Source organism: Pedobacter sp., from assembly GCF_040513095.1.
GTDB lineage: Bacteria > Bacteroidota > Bacteroidia > Sphingobacteriales > Sphingobacteriaceae > Pedobacter.
In genome coordinates this window covers 68,213-87,749 of sequence record NZ_JBEVDX010000061.1, presented here as the reverse complement: position 1 = coordinate 87,749, position 19,537 = coordinate 68,213, and the positions used below count along the sequence as shown (strand labels likewise).

General features: G+C 44.2%; 15 protein-coding genes. 8 read left to right on the top strand and 7 right to left on the bottom strand.

What is annotated here, in order from left to right; genetic code table 11:
• Positions 1-20 precede the first annotated feature (20 nt).
• Positions 21-1,013 carry a PorP/SprF family type IX secretion system membrane protein gene (locus ABWY16_RS08410; RefSeq protein ID WP_353904197.1) on the top strand — a complete coding sequence of 331 codons (993 nt, stop codon included), beginning with the start codon at positions 21-23 and terminating at the stop codon, positions 1,011-1,013.
• Positions 1,014-1,024: 11 nt separating this feature from the next.
• Positions 1,025-3,040, top strand: a complete 2,016-nt coding sequence (locus ABWY16_RS08405) for an OmpA family protein (protein WP_353904196.1) — start codon at positions 1,025-1,027, stop codon at positions 3,038-3,040.
• A gap of 15 nt (positions 3,041-3,055) precedes the next feature.
• Here the strand turns inward: ABWY16_RS08405 and ABWY16_RS08400 are convergent, their stop codons facing one another.
• Positions 3,056-3,412, bottom strand: a complete 357-nt coding sequence (locus tag ABWY16_RS08400; RefSeq protein ID WP_353904195.1) for a response regulator — start codon at positions 3,410-3,412, stop codon at positions 3,056-3,058.
• 37 nt (positions 3,413-3,449) lie between these two features.
• Here ABWY16_RS08400 and ABWY16_RS08395 point away from each other — a divergent pair, with 37 nt between their 5' ends.
• A complete protein-coding gene (locus tag ABWY16_RS08395; RefSeq protein WP_353904194.1) occupies positions 3,450-3,683 on the top strand; it encodes a hypothetical protein in 234 nt (77 codons plus the stop codon).
• Positions 3,684-3,813: 130 nt separating this feature from the next.
• Positions 3,814-4,320: a GAF domain-containing protein gene (locus ABWY16_RS08390; protein WP_353904193.1), complete on the top strand. Its 507-nt coding sequence runs from the start codon at positions 3,814-3,816 to the stop codon at positions 4,318-4,320.
• A 6-nt stretch (positions 4,321-4,326) separates the two neighbouring features.
• Here ABWY16_RS08390 and ABWY16_RS08385 read toward each other — a convergent pair whose 3' ends face one another.
• Positions 4,327-6,396 carry a S8 family serine peptidase gene (locus ABWY16_RS08385; protein WP_353904192.1) on the bottom strand — a complete coding sequence of 690 codons (2,070 nt, stop codon included), beginning with the start codon at positions 6,394-6,396 and terminating at the stop codon, positions 4,327-4,329.
• Between the two features lie 68 nt (positions 6,397-6,464).
• Here ABWY16_RS08385 and ABWY16_RS08380 point away from each other — a divergent pair, with 68 nt between their 5' ends.
• Positions 6,465-6,920 (top strand): hypothetical protein, encoded by a 456-nt coding sequence (locus tag ABWY16_RS08380; RefSeq protein ID WP_353904191.1) that lies wholly within the window; start codon positions 6,465-6,467, stop codon positions 6,918-6,920.
• A 25-nt stretch (positions 6,921-6,945) separates the two neighbouring features.
• On the opposite strand, the gene ABWY16_RS08375 is transcribed toward ABWY16_RS08380, so the two are convergent.
• The 4 genes from ABWY16_RS08375 to ABWY16_RS08360 are packed head-to-tail and all read right to left on the bottom strand — an operon-like array spanning position 6,946 to position 13,349.
• The gene (locus tag ABWY16_RS08375; RefSeq protein WP_353904190.1) at positions 6,946-7,800 is read right to left on the bottom strand and encodes an N-acetylglucosamine kinase; all 855 of its coding nucleotides are present in this window, start codon (positions 7,798-7,800) and stop codon (positions 6,946-6,948) included.
• Between the two features lie 17 nt (positions 7,801-7,817).
• Positions 7,818-9,131, bottom strand: coding sequence for a TolC family protein (locus tag ABWY16_RS08370; RefSeq protein ID WP_353904189.1), 1,314 nt, complete (start codon positions 9,129-9,131; stop codon positions 7,818-7,820).
• An 11-nt stretch (positions 9,132-9,142) separates the two neighbouring features.
• Positions 9,143-12,253 (bottom strand): efflux RND transporter permease subunit, encoded by a 3,111-nt coding sequence (locus ABWY16_RS08365; RefSeq protein WP_353904188.1) that lies wholly within the window; start codon positions 12,251-12,253, stop codon positions 9,143-9,145.
• 13 nt (positions 12,254-12,266) lie between these two features.
• Complete coding sequence (locus tag ABWY16_RS08360) at positions 12,267-13,349, bottom strand: efflux RND transporter periplasmic adaptor subunit (protein WP_353904187.1); 1,083 nt, start codon at positions 13,347-13,349, stop codon at positions 12,267-12,269.
• 144 nt (positions 13,350-13,493) lie between these two features.
• Between ABWY16_RS08360 and ABWY16_RS08355 the strand changes: the two genes are divergently transcribed.
• Positions 13,494-15,290, top strand: coding sequence for a M61 family metallopeptidase (locus ABWY16_RS08355; protein WP_353904186.1), 1,797 nt, complete (start codon positions 13,494-13,496; stop codon positions 15,288-15,290).
• 71 nt (positions 15,291-15,361) lie between these two features.
• Here the strand turns inward: ABWY16_RS08355 and ABWY16_RS08350 are convergent, their stop codons facing one another.
• Positions 15,362-15,847: a hypothetical protein gene (locus ABWY16_RS08350; RefSeq protein WP_353904185.1), complete on the bottom strand. Its 486-nt coding sequence runs from the start codon at positions 15,845-15,847 to the stop codon at positions 15,362-15,364.
• A gap of 163 nt (positions 15,848-16,010) precedes the next feature.
• Here ABWY16_RS08350 and ABWY16_RS08345 point away from each other — a divergent pair, with 163 nt between their 5' ends.
• On the top strand, positions 16,011-17,789 hold the full coding sequence (locus tag ABWY16_RS08345) for an AMP-dependent synthetase/ligase (protein WP_353904184.1): 1,779 nt from the start codon (positions 16,011-16,013) through the stop codon (positions 17,787-17,789).
• 324 nt (positions 17,790-18,113) lie between these two features.
• The gene (locus ABWY16_RS08340) at positions 18,114-19,442 is read left to right on the top strand and encodes a DUF6089 family protein (protein WP_353904183.1); all 1,329 of its coding nucleotides are present in this window, start codon (positions 18,114-18,116) and stop codon (positions 19,440-19,442) included.
• Positions 19,443-19,537: the final 95 nt, after the last annotated feature.

Below are 19,537 nucleotides of genomic sequence, written 5' to 3'. Positions count from 1 at the left end.
TTAACCTGATATAAAAGAACATGAAGAAACTTATAATTATCGCCACAATGGCTGTCTGCTGCCTGCTGGGAACTACAAGGGTTAATGCACAGATTGATCCTCACTTTTCACAGTATTATGCCAATCCCCTGTGGCTTAACCCAGGGTTGACTGGTGTAATCAACGGAGATTACAGGGTCAGTTTAAACGCCAAGGAACAATGGAGCTCCATCTCCAATTCATATCTTACAGCAGGTGCTTCATTTGATATGGCACCTAAAAACAACCTTGCATTTGGAGGGATGGTGCTAAATCAGAGTGCAGGTGCCCTGAACTATAATTACCTGAGCGCACTGGCATCTGCCTCCTATCGTGTGCGTTTTGGCCAGGTAGGATTGGATATCGTAAATTTTGGTATCCAGGCGGGGATTCTCAACAAAAGTTTTGATCCATCAAAAGTAACCACTGGAAGCCAGTTCAACGGGGGAGTATACGATCCCAGTATGCCCACTATGGAAAATTTCAGCTCTTCAAATACACTGGTGCCGGATGTAAACTTCGGGGCGATGTATTTTGATGCAAATGACGACAAGAAGGTAAACGCCTTTCTTGGTGTTGCGGCTAACCACCTAACCAGGCCGATCGACCGCTATCTGGGCAATGATGTAAGGATACCCATCCGTGCAACAGTACATGGAGGAGCCCGTATCAAAATGAGCGATGCATTGGATATTACCCCTAACGGATTGTATATGAAGCAGGGCACAGCCTACGAAACATCTGTAGGTGCTTATGCACAATATTTTGTAAACCCGGAAGCCAATCTCCTCTTCGGAACAAATTACCGCTTTGAAGATGCCTCTATTGTGTATATCGGCATGCAGCTGAAAAGCTTAAACTTTGGCGTAAGCTACGATTTTAATACCACCAACCTTAGCCGTGCTACAGGTAGTAAGGGAGGATTAGAATTATCCATTTCATTTACCAGCCGCAAAGGAACTGCGGGTCCGAATTTCTTTTGTCCACGATTATAATTCTACCGATTATGAAACCGCTTAATATATTGCTTTTACTATGCCTCTTCGGTTTTGTGGTAAAGGCACAAACCGCATACACCTCCAATAACAAGAAAATTGCCGATCTGTACTTCAAGAACAAGGAGTTTTATGCGGCAGCTGAATACTACAAAAGAGCTTTGCAGATCTCAAAAGATACTATCGGCTTCGTGGTACCCTATGCATTTGAAAATAAGCTGAAAGAGGAGAGCCCCAAACTTGCAGAATATGAATACTGCGTTTTTCAGCTGGCTACCTCACTGAGATTGTATAAAGATTTCAGGGCAGCGGAAGCCTGGTATGCCCTGGCTAAGAATTTTCCTGAGCCTAAGTACGTACTGAGCTCTTTTTACTATGGAGAGTGCCTCCGTGCCAACCAGAAATTCACAGAAGCGATCCCGGCGTTTAAAGATTTCCTGGAGAAGTATAAAACAGCAGACGAGTATACAAGCAAGGCTAAAATTGAAGTGGCCTCCTGCAATTTTGCACTCTATGAAATGCGCTATCCGCGCCTGTATAAATTCAGTAAACTGTTTAACCAGATCAACGATAAAGGGTCCAATTATACACCGCTTCAGCTCAATAATAATTTCTATTTTACCTCTTCCCGTCCGGTATCCATAGGCAAGGGAGGGAAAGACGAAGTACTTGAAGATAAACAAACCAAATCCAAAGTAGTTAAAAAGGAAACGCCTTATATCAATGCCATTTATGAGGCATCGGGCGATCCGCTGGCGGCCGCAACCTCGGTAAAAAGGATCGGTGCGGTAGAAACAGGAAAGGAATTTGCTGCTCCTGCCTTTCATCCAAACGGAAGAATCATGTACCTCACCAGCTGGACCGCAAAAGGCAACAGAAAAATCTACGAAGTCAATATTTCACATGGCAACGGTGCTACCTGGTCGGCCCCCAAAGAACTGGGTGCCGAAGTAAATATCATTGGATTCAATTCCATGCAGCCATTTATCACCAAAGACGGCAAGTACCTTGTTTTCTCATCAGACAGACCAGGCGGAATCGGGAAATATGACCTCTGGTACTGCATACTAAGGGCAGATGGCACACTGGGCCAAGCAATTAATATGGGGAACACCATCAATACCAAAGAGGATGAAGAGGCTCCCTATTACAATTTCAAAACCAAAAAGTTATTATACAGCAGTGCCGGAAAAATAGGGATAGGAGGACTGGATTTTTATGAAAGTGAAGGCGATTTTGCCAGCTGGACAGAGCCGAGAAATCTGGGATACCCTTTTAACTCTTCAAAAGACGATGCTTATTTTACCCCCTTAAACGATGCAGACACCGAAGGATATATCAGTTCGGACAGGGAATCTGTCTGCTGCCTGGAGATCTTCCATGTAAGAAAGGAATTTATTACAGTGCAGGGAACAGTTGTGGATTGTCAGACGGAAAAACCTTTAAGCGGAGCTGTGGTCACTCTCAGTGATTCCTCGCAGGAAATGAGAATGACCGTGGGACGCGACGGAAGGTACGTTTTCAGGATCAACTCTAACCGTGCTCTTAAGATCACCGCAGAAAAACAGGATTATCTGAAAAAAATGCTGAGTTATAACTACGATGAGCTTGCCAAGGCCGATACCATGGTAAATCCTAAATTATGCCTTAAAGCCTTTGCTATTAACGTTCCTATTGTCCTGAAGGATATCCTGTACGACTTTAACAGTGCTGAGCTTAATCCGGGTTCAGAAAAGCAATTGGATGTTTTATATACTCTCCTGATGGATAACCCAACAATGGAGATAGAATTGAGTGCCCATACGGATAATGTAGGATCAAAAAATTATAACCTCAGCCTGTCAGATAAAAGGGCCCATTCCTGCGTGAACTATTTGATCACTAAGGGGATTGCTGCTGAAAGACTGAAAAGCAAAGGTTATGGTTTCAGCAAGCCCATAGCACCCAATCAGTTCCCTAACGGAAAAGATAACTTCCTCGGCCGCCAGCAAAACCGGAGAACAGAATTTAAAATCACTAAAATATAATGTAACTGAATGCTGTTAAAGAAGTTTCTCGATCTTCTTTAGCATGACAGACATTTCAAAAGGTTTTTCCAGATAGTCTGAAGAGTGTAAAGCCTCTCTCATGACATAATCCTCAGTGAAACCGCCTGAAGTTAGAATAACCGGGAGGTGTGCCGTCATCTCCCGTGTTCTGATCTCCTTAAAGATTGCCCTGCCGTCCATACCATCCAGCCTGATATCCATCAGGATAAGATCGGGCTTAAACTCTTCAATAATTCTGAAAATCGGTCTGCCGGTCATCAGGGGAAAGACCCTGTAGTTATTCTCCTCTAAAATTAACTGCACAACTTCCAGCAAGTCCGGATCGTCATCTACAACAAGTATTCTATTCATGATTTGACTCTGCTGAGCAACTATAATGCCGTGATTGGTGAAAAGAAATGATACTTTTGTCATTAACATTCCTAAAAACTATATGCAGTTAAAAGACCAGATACAGGCGATAGCTAATACCTTACTTCCCAGTTTCATACCTAAAGATCCTGCGGAAACGTCATTGTCATTTCATTTTACCCTGCCGCCCGATTCGAGTTATAAGGTGTTCTTCCAAAAGGATGCCAAAGCAAAATGGCAGTTCCAGCGCTTTGAAGAGGCAGTACGTTAATGTCATCCCGACGGACCCCTCCTGGTATTCCTGTAGTGTTTGTTAATTTTCAGGGCGTTTTTTTTAAAAGGAATAGTAATTGCATAATTATGCAGAACTGAACCTGAAGTCAACGTAATTAAGCACACACTTGGAAAATACCTTTGGAAGGAATATAATTCCGCAGAACGAACAGGAGCGCCTGGATAACCTTAAAAAATACGCTATTCTATATACCCGGTCTGAGCCTGTCTTTGATCAGCTTGCGGCCCTTGCAGCTGAAATTTTTGATATGCCAATCGCCATGATTAATTTTGTGGACAAAAATAATGTATGGACAAAGGCCAGCCAGGAAGTGAAAAACGGCCTTTCGGTAGAACGGGGTACGAGTTTATGCTCACTGGCAATTCTGAAGGATGATGTGACGGTTTACGCCGATGTGCTGGAGGAACGCTGTCTGCTGTCAAATCCATTTGTTGCCGGAGAACACGGACTGAGATTTTATGCCGCAGCACCAATTGGCACAAGAGAGGGATTCAACATCGGTGTAATCTGCATCGTGGATAGAAAACCAAGGGATTTCGGGCCGGATGACCAGGTGAAACTGGAAAATATAGCCCATATGATTGAGCTGGAAATTGAAAAGAGAATCCTCTGATATCTGTTATTTAGTGCAGATGAATTTTTTTGTATACGATTTAGTGCCCGCCCTGAGCACGATAAAATAAATTCCGGCAGCATAAGATGAGATATTTACCTGGTTCTGATAAATGCCTGTAAACCCGGCTTTGTCATCCTGATACAATACCTGGCCCAATAGATTGATAAGTTTTACCTGTACCGCTGAAGGTTCAGTAATATTAAAACTGATATTGATTTCATTTTTTGCAGGAACAGGGTAAACGATCAGGTTGAGTTCATCATTGCGGATCCCGGCAGTACTGAAATTTGCATTCCCGTTGATGCCGGTTATTACTATAGAATATGCCTGAGGCCCCCGTTTAAGTACGGCTTTATGTGAAACTTTAAACCTGTAAACTGCTCCTGCAACAGGATTGCTGATGAGTACCTGCTCAACATTGTCACGTGTGTTATCGCCTTTGCCAGCAGCTGCAGAGGGGTTAGCCGGATCAAGCACCCAGGGATTGTAACTTTCCTGATTTTGAACCGCCCGCAGGTCGAGGTCGTTGATCAGCCGTGGCGTTTTATTGTTCAGCCCGTTTACCGAACTGATGGCTACAGCCTCAGGGTCTGTCCAGCAGATCGTTCCCTTCAATGGAGCAGTCCCGGCGGCCGTTACTTCAAAGAACTGCTGGTCGCCCTGCGACAAAATATTCTCCGCAATCTTAGCTTTGGTGCCATTATCCAATATAGCCTGGGCAGCAGCCTCCATATTGAGCAGTCCCCAGCCATAACTGTAATCCGGGCCATCTGCTGTGCCGGCGTCGGTAGCTGTTCCGATAGCCAGGGCCTTTAATGTAGCCGCCCTCATAAAACTGTTGGCATTCTTCTGACTGTATAGTTCCTGAAGCAGGATCAGTGAACCGCTTACGTTTGGGGTAGACATTGAGGTGCCTGACAAAGTGGTGTAGCTGTTGTTTCCGGCATTGCTTGTTGAAAGCACCCTTACACCGTCGGCCACCAGGTCTGGCTTGATCCGTCCGTCATCTGTAGGGCCCCAGCTGCTGAATGCGGTGAGCCTGATATTTGCTGCGGTGTAAGGGCCGCTGCCCAGCGGGTTGATTGCGCCAACAGTAAGGATGTTTTTGGCATTGCCATAGGTAGAAATGTTATCATATCCGTCGTTGCTGCTTATTCCTGCGGGGCGCGGACCTGCATTGGCCATCACCCGACTGGCATTAAACCTGTAAAAAACTTCCCCGACAGCGGGTCCGTTCACTATCCTGCTGTTGCCAGCAGATTTTACGGGCAGGTAATAGGGGGCATTGTAACAGATCTTATCCCATTCCGAAGATTCAGTGTCATAATAGCCAAACTTGTAATCCTCATTTTCTCCCGGCGCCCCCAGAAATTCCCAGCGCTCAGGCGTAACACTGGTATTTTGCGACCACCCGGCAGCAGTGCCGTAGGAGTGGTTGGAAATCAGCAGTGTAGCCGCATTGGCAGACATCTCCGGAGTATCATTGTCGAAATTAAATACATATAATTTAGGCAGTGCAAAGGCCATCCCCCGGGCAATGGCATTGATGCCTGAAGCCATCATTGTTCCTGCAACATGTGTGGAATGAACTGCTGTGCTGGTCGTTTTATCCCGCACTTCAATCCGCCCGCCGGCAAATTCAGCATGGCTGGCAAGCACGGCATCACTATCCCACAAGGCAACCTTACCTGCAGCAATGCCGCTGCCATTAAGCGCGAGGCCTAAACCTCCCCCTGAGTAAACTTTGGTAGTACGGGTGGTGCCCGCGGCAATTATATTATTTGTAGTGGTGTAATATATGGGTAAACCAAGTTCATCTGTACGCTGCAGCCTCAAAACATTTCCGTCCCTGTCAGCCCTGGCTGTTTCCCATCCTTTGGCCTTAGCCAGTGCAAAGGCATTTGCCCTGTTTATACCGGAAATATCGAGTAATGTTACACTGTTTTCTTTTAAGAATGCAGAATTTGTTACATTCGGCCTGATGATTTCCTGAGCGTAAAGCCAAGAGCTGTTCAGCGAGGCAAAACAGAGTATATACCATCCAAACTTTGTTAAGCTGCAATGACTCATCATAAATGGCTGATAATTTGCATGAACGTTGGTTTGGAGTATGATCAAATTTAACTTTAATAACTATACAGATGAAATTTTACAATGCTTTTTTATGTGGGGTAATGCTCCTTGCGACTGCAGCGTGTACAGTAAGAAATACCCAGGCTCAGCTGAAGGAAGGAATCTCCGGACAGGTAACCTTTGCCGAAGGAAATATGATGCCCGGCCCCGGGCAGAAAGACACACCGAAAGGCGTGCAGCGTACAGTCTTTATTTATGAAGTTGCCGGGGCAGCAGATGCAGAAGGGAGCGCACCCTTATATACCACGGTACGTACAAAATTGGTGGCCAAAGTTAAAAGTGATACGGCAGGCCATTATTCCATTAGACTCAAACCGGGAAGATATTCTGTCTTGACCGGAGAAGAGGATGGGAAACTCTTTTCCTCCCTGTCAAATGACAAGGGAGAACTCAGCCCTGCCGAAGTTCTCCCGAATGAAGTTTTAAAATATAATATCCTTGTCAATTACAAGGCAGTATACTAAGCAATATAGGGTGTCACCACTGTGATCAGATGGTGATGCCTTCTTTTCTGAGGATGTAATTGAAGATCCCTTCGATAGGTTTCTGCAGTACCTTTCCAACGCGGATGCCGTTTCTTTCGCAAACGTTCGTCAGGATGTCCTGATAATAGAAAGAAATTGAACCTACAAAGTGGCAGGCAATAGTTTTATAGTCTTTAAAATCTTTGATATTCACATCGATAAACTCCTGGAATCCATCTTCAAGTACCTGAAGGATATAAGGATGATGCCTGTTTTCATACATAAACCGGCTGAATCCCGCCAGATAGGTATTGGGCAGCGGACGCTGGTAAACATTGGTGATTACCGTTTCCTTGTCGATATCATAATCACGTGCAAAAAGCGTCCTCAGGTCTTCCGGCATTTGCTTGTACAAATAAGAAGTAATCATTTTTCTGCCGAAGTAGGTTCCTGATCCCTCATCGCCCAGGATATATCCTAAACCATAATTACTGTCATAGGTTGCTGTTCCATCAAAATAGGAAACATTTGAACCCGTACCTAAAATGCAGATCAGGCCTTTTTCATCGCCACAGGTTGCATAGGCAGAACCGATCAGATCATTTTCAACACTGATAAAAGCCTTTGGGAAGAAAAGTGATAAACCATTGGAAATCACCTCATGTTTGTCTGGTGTAGAGCAGCCTGCACCATAAAAATAGATTTCCTTTACCTCTTCAGCAAACTCACCCAGCATTTGTACCTTAGACAGGACCTTATAGATATCCTGTGCATTTAAAAAATAAGGGTTAATACCCTGTGTGTTGAAACTAATCGTTTTCCCGGAGTTGTACCCTAACCAATCTGTTTTGGTCGACCCGCTATCTGCTACTAAAATCATATACAAAAGTAACGACTTTATTGAACTTTTAATGTGCCGCTTACTTCTTTGAGATTGATTTCCGTTAGTTTCGCCTGATACTCAGCATCCAGAAAACGTATAATCGCGTTAATGGAGTTTCTTTGCGCTTCACGCAATTCGAGTGGACTGATACTGCCCAGACGGTACTTTTCAAAGGTAATATCCAGGTTTTGTTTGGCCAGGTCTACGTTGCCGGTCTCCACTTTCAGCAGGTCAAGATTGGTCAGGTAGTTCTGATAGGTGGAGATCAGCAAAGCCGTAACATCCTGTTTGGTTTTGTCGAGCGTCATTTCAGAAGAGCTGATCTGTACCTTCGCATTTCTTTCGTTCTGTCGCTGCAGAAAGCCGTTGAAAACATTCAGGTTAGCCGTCAGTCCATAAGTAAAACCGTCTGCCCGCTGTCTGGTTGTAAAGCCTGTCGGGCTGGCACTTCTCGAAAACTGATATCCTCCGTTTACAGCTACCACAGGATAGCGTTGTCCTTTAACAGACTTCAGGTTTAGTTCAGCCAGTCTTTTATTGATAATGGCATACTGCAGGTCGGGGTTCATCTGCATGGTCTGCGCTTCCAGCTCGGCAAGTTTCATGTCACTCTCAATCTCAAACTTTTCATCTGCTGCAAATATGGTATTCAGGTCTCTGGCCATCAGCTGATTCAAAGTAATTCTGGAGGTGTTAAGCGTATTTTTTTGCTGCAGATAAGTAGTTGTATCTGTATTGAAATCCACTTTGGCAGTGAGTACATCAAGTTTAGATCCTCTGCCGATCTGCAGTTTATTCTCGGCAATAACTACCCTCAGCCGGGAAACAACCATAGCACTATCAGTTGCGCGTACCAGTTTCTGCTGCCGCACTACAGAATAGAAGGCTGCCACTACATCAGATACCGTGCTTAGTATAGTTGATTTTGCACCCGCTTCACCCTGTTTTTTCAATTCTTTCAGCCGCTCATAGTTGGTAAACATCTGCAGTCCGTCAAAGATCGTCCAGTCCAAAGCCGCTCCGTAACTGCTGTTGGTATTTCTTACCCCGTTAGCTTCTACCTGCGCACCGGTAGAACGCGTCTGCGTAGTATTTTGCCTGCTGCCGCCATCGCTGAAAGTTCCGCCCAGGGTAGGGAGCATTCCCGCATTTCCTATGTTCGCATTGTTTTTGGCAATGATCACATCATTGTAAACCAGGCGTATATCAAAATTGTTCTTCAGGGCAGTCGTTATAGCGTTTTCCAGGCGAAGCGTGTCCTGTGCGTTCACGATTTGTGTACAGCAGGTGATCAGCAATGCTAACGAAAAAAATAAATGTTTGTTCATTTGTCTGTAGTTTAGGCTGTAGCAGTTTCTTCAGCCAATGCTGCTTTAAGAGATCTTTCCAGTTCAGTATTTGCTTTGTGTTCTTTAGACCAGTAGGAATAAATAGAAGGAATTACAAATAGCGTGAGTACAAGCGAAAACGTTGTACCGCCCACAATTACGATACCCATACCCATCCTGCTTTTTGCAGCAGCACCTAGTGCCATAGCAATAGGGAGTGCACCGATGGCAATAGCAAGACTGGTCATTAAAATAGGTCTCAAACGCGAAACCGAAGCTTCCCTGATCGCATCATGTACATTTTTACCTTCCTCTTTCAGCTGGTTGGCAAACTCCACAATCAGGATACCATTTTTGGTTACCAGTCCGATGAGCATGATGGTACCGATCTGGCTGAAGATATTCCAGCTCTGCCCAAATAACCAGAGGGACAGGAAAGCTCCCGCAACAGCCATTGGTACGGTAAGGATAATGATCACCGGATCTTTAAAACTTTCAAACTGGGCAGAGAGGATCAGGTAAACCAGCAGCAGTGCAAGTCCAAATGCAAACAGCGTATTGGAAGAACTTTCCTTGAAATCCCTGGATTCACCGCTCAGGTCGGTAGAGAAAGATTCATCCAGCACTTTTGCGCTGATCCTGTCCATGGCCTCAATTCCATCACCTATACTTTTACCTGGTGATAGCCCTGCAGAAACAGTAGCTGCGGTGAAACGGTTGTTCCTGTAAAGCTGTGGCGGACTGCTCTCTTCTTTGGCTGTAACCAGGTTGTCGATCTGTATAAGCTCGCCTTTATCACTGCGCACATAAACAGAGCTCAGATCCAGAGGATCTTTCCGGTTTCCGCGGTCAAACTGACCGATTACCTGGTATTGCTTTCCGTTCATAAAGAAATAGGAAAAGCGCTGGCCGCTGAGACCAAGCTGTAGTGTCTGTGCAATTGCCGAAACAGATACACCCAGATTTTTAGCCTTATCCCGGTCGATCGTCAGATTGATCTCCGGTTTATTGAATTTCAGGTTCACGTCTGATACCGTAAACGTAGGGTCTTTACTTACCTCGTCCATAAACAAAGGCACCTTTTCCCGCAGCTTTTCAAAGTTCTGTGCCTGGATGATGTAACTGATCGGTAAACCGCCGCGGCGACCAACAGAGATCGTTGGCTGCTGGGTAACTACTACTTTACCTTCCGAGTATTTTTTGGTGATCCTGGTCAGCTGTGCCGCAATTTCTTCCTGCGAGCGCTCACGCTCATCAGGAGGTGTAAGCCCCATTCTGATAATCCCGCTGTTGACAGAACCTGAGCCCCCAAAACTCGGTGAACTAATGGTAATCAGCACAGCTTTTTCCGGTACAGAATCCTGGATCATCTTGCTGATTTTTGTTACAAAGGCATCTGTGTAATCGAAAGAAGATCCTTCAGGAGTACTGATGTTCATATTTATGAGGCTCCTGTCATCATATGGCGCGGTTTCCTTTGGCAGAATTTTCCAGAACAGCACTATCAGTCCTACGCAGACCACGATAATAGGAATAGACAGCCACCTTTTATTCAGGAATTTGTCCAGATTTTCTGCGTAATTGTCATTTAGTGCAACAAAATAGGGCTCTGACCAATTATAAAAGCGGGATTTTGTATGTCCTGTACTTTTCATCAGGTAGGCGTTCAGCATTGGAGTCAGCGTCAGCGATACAAAAGCTGATATCAGTACGGCAGCGCCGATTACAATCCCAAATTCGCGAAACAAGCGGCCAACAAATCCCTGCAGGAACACAACCGGTAAAAACACAGCTGCAAGCGTAATGGAAATGGAGATAACGGCAAAGAAGATCTCATTGGATCCCTTTATAGCCGCTTCAAAAGGTGAATACCCTTCTTCCACCTTCTTAAAAATATTTTCCGTGACTACGATCCCGTCATCCACTACCAAACCTGTGGCCAGTACTATAGCCAGTAAACTCAGTACGTTGATGGAAAATCCACAGATATACATGATAAAGAATGTGAACACCAGTGAAACCGGAATATCGATCAGCGGCCGGACAGCAATTGCCCAGTCGCGGAAGAACAGGTAAATGATAATGATCACCAGTACCAGTGAAAGGATAATGGTCTCCGCAACCTCAGTTACTGAAGTTTTGATAAATTTGCTGTTGTCCAGAGAGATATTCAGTTTCATATCCTTTGGAATATCTTTTTTCAGCTGCTCAAATCTTTTGTCAAATTCTTTTGAGATCTCCAGGTAATTTGCTCCGGGCAATGGGATCAGTGCTACCGATACCATCGGCCGTGCTGACTCTCTCAGGATAGTTTCTTCGTTTTCAGGGCCAAGTTCCGCGTAGCCTACATCCTTCAGTTTGATTACATTGTTGACGTCGTTTTTCAGGATCAGGTTATTGAACTGTTCTTCGTTGGTCAGCTTGCCCAGCGTTTTTACAGTGAGCTCTGTGCTTGCACCGGTAATTTTACCTGAAGGAAGCTCCACGTTCTCATTGTCGAGCGCGGTTACAATATCCTGTGAAGTTAATCCATAGGCTGACAGTTTGGTAGGGTCAATGCGGATACGCATGGAATATCTTTTTTGTCCCTGGATTTGCACACCGCTAACTCCGGCAATAGTTTGTATCCGCTCAGCAATCACGTTTTCTGCATAATCACTCAGTTCCAGCGCATTTCTTTTATCGCTCTGCACCGTCATGGTAATGATCGGGTCGGAGTTGGCATCAGCTTTACTCACTACCGGATTACCGTCAATATCTTTTGGTAAGCTCCTTGCTGCCTGTGAAACTTTATCACGCACATCATTTGCGGCTTCCTCGATATTTTTATCCAGGTTAAACTCAATGGTGATATTACTGCTTCCCTGGTTGCTGGAAGAAGTAATGTTCCTGATCCCGTCAATCCCGTTAATGGATTTCTCCAGTGGTTCTGTAATCTGGGATTCTATAATATCAGAGTTGGCCCCAGGATACGAAGTACGCACGTTCACTACTGTAGGATCAATATTTGGGAATTCCCTTACGCCCAGGAAAGTGTAGCCGATAACTCCAAACAGGAGAATCATCAGGTTCATCACAATCGCCAGAACAGGTCTTTTTATACTCGTGGTAGATATACTCATTTCGGTATGTTTATTATTTAACCACAGACACTTTCACTGGTGCATCCTCTTTGAGGGTCATTGCACCGGTTGTTAAAACTGTATCACCAGCAGACAGACCAGAGGTAATGACGATGTTCGCATCTGTACGTGTGCCGGAATGAACCTCTATCTGTTTCGCCTTGCCATTCTTGCTTACAAATACGGTTTTCCCCTTCAATACCGGGATGATAGCTTCATTGGGAACAAGGATGGCATTTTCAACATTGCTCAGTACCAGTGATACTTTGGCGAATGAACCTGGCAGCAGTTGGTTGTTATTATTTTGTGCGAGTGCTTTAATCTGCAGGGTCCTGGTTTGGGCGTTGATGCCGGGCTCGATGGCGAAAACCTTACCCGTATAAATCTGGCTGGAGCCATCTGTACGGAAGGTGATACCCGAATTTAATTTGATCTGTCCCATATATTTCTCCGGTACGGAGAAGTTAACTTTTACTGGATTGGTGCTCAGTAAATTTGCAATTACAGTTGTAGGCGTGATATATACCCCAACAGATATGGAGCGCAGGCCTATTTTTCCACTGAATGGGGCAATGATCGATGTTTTTGCCAGCTGGGCCCTGATCAGTGCGCCCTGTGCTTTCAGCGATTTCAGGTCTGCCAGTGCAATATCGTATTCTTCCTGACTGATCGCACCTTTTGCAAGCAGCTGTTTCGCACGGTTTTCATTGCTTGCCGATAAGGTTTGTTTGGTAAGTGCTTCCTGCAGCTGCGCCTGGATATCCCGGTCGTTAATTTTTACCAGTACACTTCCTTTGGTCACAGTACTGCCCTCTTTAAAAAAGATTCCTGTCACCAGTCCGGATACTTCACTCTGCAAAGCCACAGATTCATTGGCTTCGATAGTTCCTGAGATGTCCAGGTTGCTGGCGAAAGAAGTTGGTTTGATAACGACGCCGTTTACCGCGAAACTTTGTGTTTTACCACCTTTGGCGCCACTTTTACTACCGCCACCGGCACCCGATCCCTCCAGTTTTTTATTGGCAGTGATACGGTGATAAACAAGATAAACAATCCCCAAAAAAAGAAGGGTATAAACGACGTATTTCAGTTTCATATAAGGTTATGGGAGCGATTAAGTGAAAACAAAAATATTCAAATTACTGCTCGAACGGTACTTGTATTAAGGATGTTACAGCTTATTTATGTTTTTAACCATCATCCACTAACAGATGTTTTAAATTTGCCGGAAAAAGATCATATGAATTTGAAAAAAACAGCATTGGTAGCACTGGTATTTAGTCTTTCTTTTCTGGCTGCCAGCGCACAGGTTAAAATCAGTTACGAAGTGAGTTTCAAAGAACCGCAAACGCATTACGCAGCTGTTGAAATGAATGTTTCCGGCCTTGCCAAAGCTTATATTGATATCAAAATGCCCGTATGGACACCAGGTTCCTACCTGGTCAGGGAGTTTTCCAAAAATGTAGAAAATGTGACTGCAATGGCCGGAAAAGCGGCTGTCAAAGTGGAAAAAGTAAAAAAGAATACCTGGCGGATATACAGTAACAATGCTAAATCCCTGCAGATCAATTACAGTGTTTATGCATTTGAAGTATCTGTACGTACTCCTTTTGTGGATGCCAGTCATGCCTTTTTATCCCCTACAGGCATATTTATGTTCCCGGAAAACCAGTTGGCAACCGGCAGCACCGTAAAAATTATTCCTTTTACAGGCTGGGACAAAGTTTCTACGGGACTGGAGCCTGTAGCTGGCCAGCCTTTTACCTATACGGCCAAAAACTTTGACATCCTGTATGACAGCCCTATTGAAGTAGGTAACCAGGATGTCTTCGAATTTATGGCAGCAGGGGTAAAACACACTGTAGCCATGTATGGTGGCGGTAAGTACAATGCTCAGCGTCTGAAAAAAGACATGCCCAGGATCGTGGAAGAGGCAACGGCGGTGTACGGGGAAAATCCAAATCTGCACTATACTTTTATTATCCATAACCTGTCAAAAGGCAGCGGCGGACTGGAGCATTTAAACTCTACTGTGTTTGGTGTAGACAGGGAAAGTTATGCCACAGAAGCTGGATACAACAGCTTTCTTGGTTTGGTGGCGCATGAATACCATCACCTCTGGAATGTAAAACGCCTGCGTCCCGTTGCACTGGGGCCATTCGATTATGAGAATGAAAATTATACAACAAACCTGTGGATCGCCGAAGGCTTTACCTCTTACTACGAGAATAAGTTCATGCTTCGTGCAGGATACAATACTCCCGATGAATTTGCTAGTGATTTAATTGGTAAAGTCGCCAATATTATCAATACTCCCGGTGCAAAAATTGAATCTGCTGCAGGATCCAGCTTTGATGCCTGGATTAAATATTACAGGCCAAATGAAAACTCGAATAACTCAACCGTGTCCTACTATAGCAAAGGGGAAGTGATTGGCTTATTGCTGGATCTGGAGATTATCAACGCTACAAAAGGTACAAAAAGCCTGGATGATGTTATGAAAGCAATGTACCTGCAATGTAAAGCCAGCGGCAAAGGGTACACCGATGCCGAGTTCAGGGCGATGGCAGAAAAAGTCAGCGGTATCAGCATGAATGATTTCTGGGCAAAGTATGTTAATGGCGTTTATCCTATAGAGTACGCAAAGTATTTCGGCTATGCCGGAATCAAGGTTCAGAATGAAAACGAAGGTAAAAATGTTCCTTACCTGGGTGTTGCTACCCGTGGAATTGCCGGGCATGCGGTTGTTGTTGCGGTTTCGCGCAATTCCGGTGCATGGACGGACGGACTGAGTGTGGGTGATGAAATCATCAGCATTGATGGTACTGAATCGGAACCGGCTGTAGCAGGCATGCCGCTGATGCTGGGTAAAAAGGTTGGTGATGTGGTTACACTAAAGATCAAAAGAGATCTGCTGGATAAAGAGATCAAAGTTACCCTGAAGGCCAACCCGAATGTGAAACTCGTGCCATCTATGGCGGAAGGCATTACAGCAGATCAGCGCGCTGTGCTGAAAAAATGGATGGGACTGAAATAGTCTTTTTATATAACGTCGTCAGGTCTTCTCTTCTGAGCTACCTGACGACGTAATGTTTTAAGGTGTAATTTTTAGAACGTAAAACGCAGTGAAAGTCCTACGCCTGATGCATCAAAATCAGTATCAGGAGCCAGCTGAATAGCAGGTTTCCAGTCCAGAGACAAGTTGATAGGCGCATCTGCGAATTTGTAGTCTAAACCAAGTACACCATCAACAGACAGGTACAGGTCGCTCGAGTTATAGGGTCCGTATTCATATTTTACAGAACCAATACTCGCACCACCACCATAATACCAGTTTAAACCCGGAGCATCAGTAACCGGAAGGTATACCTCATACAAACCTGTCACCCTGAAATATTTGTAGTTGTTGTTGGATCTGAAATTGGCAATCAGGTCGAGCATCTTGTTGTCGCCCAAAGTGGTTTTAAAAGTTATCCCGTTGGCAGCGCCGAAACGTCCCCCGATAGCATTGTCATAGCCCTGAGCTTTAGAAGTAGAATGGATCGCGAGTGTAGCGATGAACGCTAAACAAAGTATAGTAAATACTTTTTTCATATGATTTGATAAGTTTGTTTATGAAATTCTTGTTAACAATTATTATGCCGTGTGTTTTTATACCGTAATATTAGTTGTAAAATCCCTCCGGTTATTAATTTCATTCCACTGATTTATTTATTAGATTTGGTAATAGCAGTTTAACCAATATAAATCCAGATGTATGCCCGAAACCATAACAAGAGTATTTGATCTGCTCAAATACAATTTAGAGAAATTTCCAAAAGATGAATTCATCAGCGGCAAAATCAAAGGGGTATGGAAGAAATACAGCACCCGTGATTTTTGTGATACTGCAGACCAGCTCAGCAGGGGACTGGTAAAACTGGGCGCGGTAAAAGGCTCAAGGATTGCTGTAATGTCGCACAACCGTCCCGAATGGAACATTACAGATTTTGCCATCACCCAAATCGGCGCTTACCAGGTTCCGCTGTATCCTACCTTGCCGGAGCATGATATTAAATTTATACTGGAAAATGCCGAGGTGAGTATCCTCTTTGTTTCTGATGAAAGCCTGTACAGCAAAGTACGTCCGATAATCGGCAGTCTGGACTTTCCTGTTAAGCTTTATACATTTGAAGATGTTGCCGGTGCAGCAAACTGGATGGAGTTGATCAACGACGGGGCTGCCAATGCAGCTATGGATCTTGAACAATACCGTGCTGCCGTAAACCCTGATGATATACTGACACTGATTTATACCTCCGGCACAACAGGTACGCCAAAGGGCGTGATGTTAACCCATAATAACCTGATCACAAATTTTACAAGTGGCTCCGTTCTGGTACCTGCAGAAGTAAAGAAAGGGCTCAGCTTTCTGCCCTTGTGCCATGTGTATGAACGCATGATCATCTATATGTATATCTACAGAGATGTCGCGGTTTATTATGCTGAAAGTATGGAAACGATTGTGGCTGATATTCAGTTTGTAAAACCACACATCTTTTGTACCGTTCCCCGGCTGCTCGAAAAAGTCTATGATAAGATCATCGAAAAGGGCAAAACGCTCACAGGAATTAAAAAGCGTTTGTTCTTTTGGGCGCTGGAGCTGGGAGAGCAGTTTGAAACTGAAAAGGACTGGCTGTATAATTTAAAACTTGGAATTGCCAGGAAACTGGTGTTTTCAAAATGGAGGGAAGCCCTTGGGGGTGAGATCGTGGTTATTGTTTCGGGAGGTGCTGCACTCAGCCCGCGCCTGAGCCGGATCTTCTGGGCTGCCGGTTTATTTGTAGCTGAAGGTTACGGATTGACCGAAACTTCTCCGGTGATCAGTTCCAACTGTCTTGGGCAAATGATGTTTGGCACCGTAGGGCGTCCAATCAAAGATGTGGAAGTGAAGATTGCTCCTGACGGAGAAGTGCTTACACGCGGGCCGCATGTAATGAAAGGATATTACAAACGGGACGATCTGACAGCCGAAACCATAGATGCAGAGGGCTGGTTTCATACCGGTGACATTGGCGAACTGGTTGGCGATGGCTTCCTGAAAATTACCGACCGTAAGAAGGAGATTTTTAAAACTGCCGGCGGCAAGTACATTGCACCGCAGATCCTGGAAAATAAGTACAAAGAGTCTACACTGATTGAACAAATCATGGTGTTGGGTGAAAACCGAAAATTCCCTTCGGCACTGATAGTACCGAATTTTGCAGCATTAAAATTGTGGTGCGAACACAAGGGCATTGCTTATACAACAAAAGAGGAAATCATCAGGGACGCACAGGTGATCGAGAAGTTTAATCAGGAGATCATTAACGGATCTGTTGAGTTTGGCAAGTGGGAGCAGGTAAAACGCTTTGCGCTGCTGGCTAAAGAATGGAGCATTGAGGGCGGAGAGTTTAGCCCCAAACTGAGTTTGAAGCGGAAAGTTATCCTGGAGAAAAATAAAGACCTTATAGAAAAGCTGTATAAGGATGCCGAGGATTATAAAGGAATGCACTAGCCTTATCCCGGACCGGATATAGTTAAAGCCAGACAGGGTATAAATAGTAGTTTTTAGTGAGTCTATAGCGATGTTCATTACTGCAGGTATAAGCCTAATACCATCGGCAGGGATGATCTGCCGGGTTGATTAAAATAATAGACCCTCCCAGGCATTATGTCTATCATTCAATGCATGTAACAAGAAAGTGATAGTTAATTTGGGCTACACTATAAGCTGTAAAAACGTACTCATGTATCATTCAGGGCGTATTTTTTAACTTGGTACAGATATTGCACACCTCAGGAAAAAATAGAGGAACCAAATTAACATTACACTCATATTATGAAACAACAATTATTAAAATGTCTGCCGGGAGCTTTAGCGGCCCTATTTATCGGTGGTGCTGCACAGGCACAAACGACTACAAGTACAGCAGCTACCCAACAGTTCAGCACATGGTCTATCGGTGTGAATGCAGGTGTGCTATCGCCACTTTCACCACTTGGTGGTAAAAATGATTTCTCTAACTGGAAGTCCAGCCTAGGTTATGGCCTGTCAATTAAGAAACAATTTACGCCTTATTTCTCCCTGAAACTGGACGGAATCAGAGGTAAATTAAAAGGAGACAACTCTGAGCCTTATGACAGTGGTCTGGCTGTTACAGGTGGAAACACAGCTTATGAAACTGATCTTTCTTATGCAGGAACTTTAAGCGCACAGGTAAACATGTTTAACATCGACTTGTTCAAAAAACAGGATGTTTTACAATTATATGTTTCAGCAGGTGCTGGTTTAGCTGGTTACAAACCTACAGTGACTTCTGCTGGTGGTGTAACTTCTGATTTTGCAGATGGTAAATCCATCAGCGAGCTGGTTATCCCTGTTGGATTAGGTGCTAAATTCAGGGTTTCTGAAAACATCAACTTTGACCTGGGATGGTCTGTTTATTTTGTTGATGGTGATAACCTTGATGGTACTTACCGCAATAACAATGCTGATAAATTCAACTATGCACACGCAGGTTTGGAATTTGCACTGGGTAAAGGTAAACAATTGGCTTACTACAATCCGGTAGCGGCTAGTTACGATGAAGCAGTGGCTGCGAAAGCACTTGCAAGTTCATTGAAAAGTGACTTAGACAACCAGAAAGCTGAAAACGCTAAACTGAGATCTGATATGGATGACCTGTTGAAAGATTCAGACGGTGACGGTGTTGCTGATAAACTGGATAAATGTCCTGGTACACCAAGCAACACAGTAGTTGACGGCGCAGGATGTCCATTGGTACAACCCAAACCAGTTGAAAAAGTAATTATTACTGAAGAAGATCGTCGTGTTGTAAGAGATGCGATTAAAAACCTGGAATTCGATTTGGGTAAAGCTACTATCAGATCTAAATCTTTCCCAACTTTAAACCGTGTTGCCAACTTACTGGTAACTAAAAACTTTAGTCTGAAATTAGCTGGTCACACAGATAACACAGGTTCAGCAGCTCTGAACATGAGATTATCTAAAGAAAGAGCTGAGTCAGTTAAAGCTTACCTGGTTTCACAAGGTGTAAATGCATCAAGAGTTGAAGCTACAGGTTACGGATTAACACAACCAATTGCAAGCAACAAAACTGCAGCTGGACGTCAGAAAAACAGACGTGTAGAATTTACTTTGTACTAGTAGATTAAATCATCTTATAAAGCCGCCGGGGTTCATCCCCGGCGGCTTTTTTTTGCGCTGTTTTTTTCTTGCATTCAAACATATTATTATTTAGC